At 38.9% G+C, this 1,987-nt stretch carries 2 protein-coding genes; both read left to right on the forward strand.

Features of this window, described 5'->3' with window-relative positions; translation table 11 throughout:
• Positions 1-74 precede the first annotated feature (74 nt).
• Complete coding sequence (locus tag ACOVQ4_RS11800; protein ID WP_421820844.1) at positions 75-980, forward strand: N-acetylneuraminate synthase family protein; 906 nt, start codon at positions 75-77, stop codon at positions 978-980.
• A 122-nt stretch (positions 981-1,102) separates the two neighbouring features.
• Positions 1,103-1,969, forward strand: coding sequence for a sterol desaturase family protein (locus ACOVQ4_RS11805; RefSeq protein WP_421820845.1), 867 nt, complete (start codon positions 1,103-1,105; stop codon positions 1,967-1,969).
• The last annotated feature ends 18 nt before the right edge of the window (positions 1,970-1,987 follow it).

Consider the following 1,987-nt stretch of genomic DNA (forward strand, 5'->3'; position numbering starts at 1 on the left):
GATAATATAAACCACTTTGTGCCTTAGTGCCTGTTCCCTTTGTGCCTTCAAAAAAAACTAACAATAACAAACGCATGAAATCAATTGAACTTAACACAGGAAAAGTAATTGGCGAAGGTGCGCCATGTTACATCATTGCAGAAATTGGTATCAATCACAATGGCTCGATTGATATTGCTAAAAAACTCATCGACGAGGCAGTCAATGCCAGAGTAGATGCGGTGAAATTTCAAAAAAGAACTCCAGAAGTATGTGTGCCACGCGACCAATGGGAAATCATGCGTGATACACCGTGGGGACGTATGTCATATATCGACTATAAGCGCAAAACTGAATTTGGTACAGTAGAGTTTTCTATCATTGACCAATATTGCAAAGAGCGTGGAATGGACTGGTTTGTATCGGCTTGGGATGTAGAATCAGTCGATTTTATGGAGCAGTTTGATACGCCTTTGTACAAATTGGCTTCTGCGTCGTTGACTGACTTTGAATTGATTGAACGTATTTTGAAAACTGGTCGCCCATTGATGATTTCAACAGGGATGTCTACGCAAAATGAAATCGTTGAAACAGTTCGTTTTATCTTAGATTTTGACCCTGAATATCCTTTGTCGATTGCTCACGCTACTTCGGCGTATCCTTGCAAGCCTGAAGAGTTGAATTTGAATATGATTCATACCTTAAGCAAAATGTTCCCTAATCACCCTATTGGTTATTCTGGACATGAAACAGGCTTGGCTACTACTGTGGCAGCAGTGGCCATGGGTGCAACTTTTGTAGAAAGACACTTCACGCTTGACCGTGCTATGTGGGGCTCTGACCACGCTGCGTCGGTCGAACCACAAGGTTTGTCTCGCCTAGTAAAAGATATCCGCGACGTAGAAACAGCCAGTGGCGACGGTATCAAAAAAGTATATGATTCTGAAGTAGGTCAGATGAAAAAATTAAGAAAGCATATTTCTGCTGAGTATAATAAATAGCTGTCGGCTTTGGGCTTTCGGGCGGAAAACCGATAACTGAAAGCTGATTGCCATGGCTCATAAAAGACCTATAGATGTAACTCTGTAGGTCTTTGTGCTAAAAAACGGAACCTTTTATTTATATGACAACGGTTGAAATTACCACGCTGATTTTGGTAGTTTGGATTGTACTGATTATTACGCTCGAAAGACTTTTTCCATATCGCAAAGGACTTCCTTTTTTTAGAGAAGGCTTTTGGGTTGATTTGGTTTGGTACACCATAATTCAAAGCTATTTTCTCAAAATTCTTATTTTTCAATATATCATTGAGCCTATTCATGAGGCTTATCCTTGGTCTTCTTGGGTGTCGGTGAGTCATTGGCCATTGGCGGTGCAGGTATTATTTTTTCTGATAACCCATGATTTTTATATCTATTGGTTTCACCGTTTTCAACATGCCAATGCTTTCTTTTGGCGGACACATGAGGCGCATCATTCGGGCAAAAATGTAGATTTTCTGAGTGGTTCACGCTCGCATATTGTCGAGATTATTATCAATCAAACGATTGAGTTTTTACCGATTATTTTGCTAGGAGCATCACCCGAAGTATTACCGATAAAAGCCTTACTAGATGCCATGTTTGGGATGTTTATTCATAGCAATATTGATATCAAATTAGGTAAATGGAAATATCTATTTAATTCACCTGAGTTGCACCTTTGGCATCATGCTAATTATAAAGAGGTTTTTCATGCCAATTTTTCGACCAAATTTGCCACATGGGACTATCTTTTCAAAACAGTATATGATCCCAAGCACAAGCCTGGGAATGCCCCCGAAAATTGGGGCTTATACTATGATTTCCCGAAAGACTATTTTTTACAACATGCTTTTTCAGTTAAAAGATTTGAGGAAAAAAAACTCTTGAAATATCCGTTGTTTCGAAAGTATTATTTCCTCAGAATCAATCTGTGGAATTGGTTTTTACAGAAAATAAAAAAAAGATAATAGCGAGTTAGACGTAAC

Source organism: Flectobacillus sp. (assembly GCF_049240685.1).
Lineage (GTDB): Bacteria > Bacteroidota > Bacteroidia > Cytophagales > Spirosomataceae > Flectobacillus.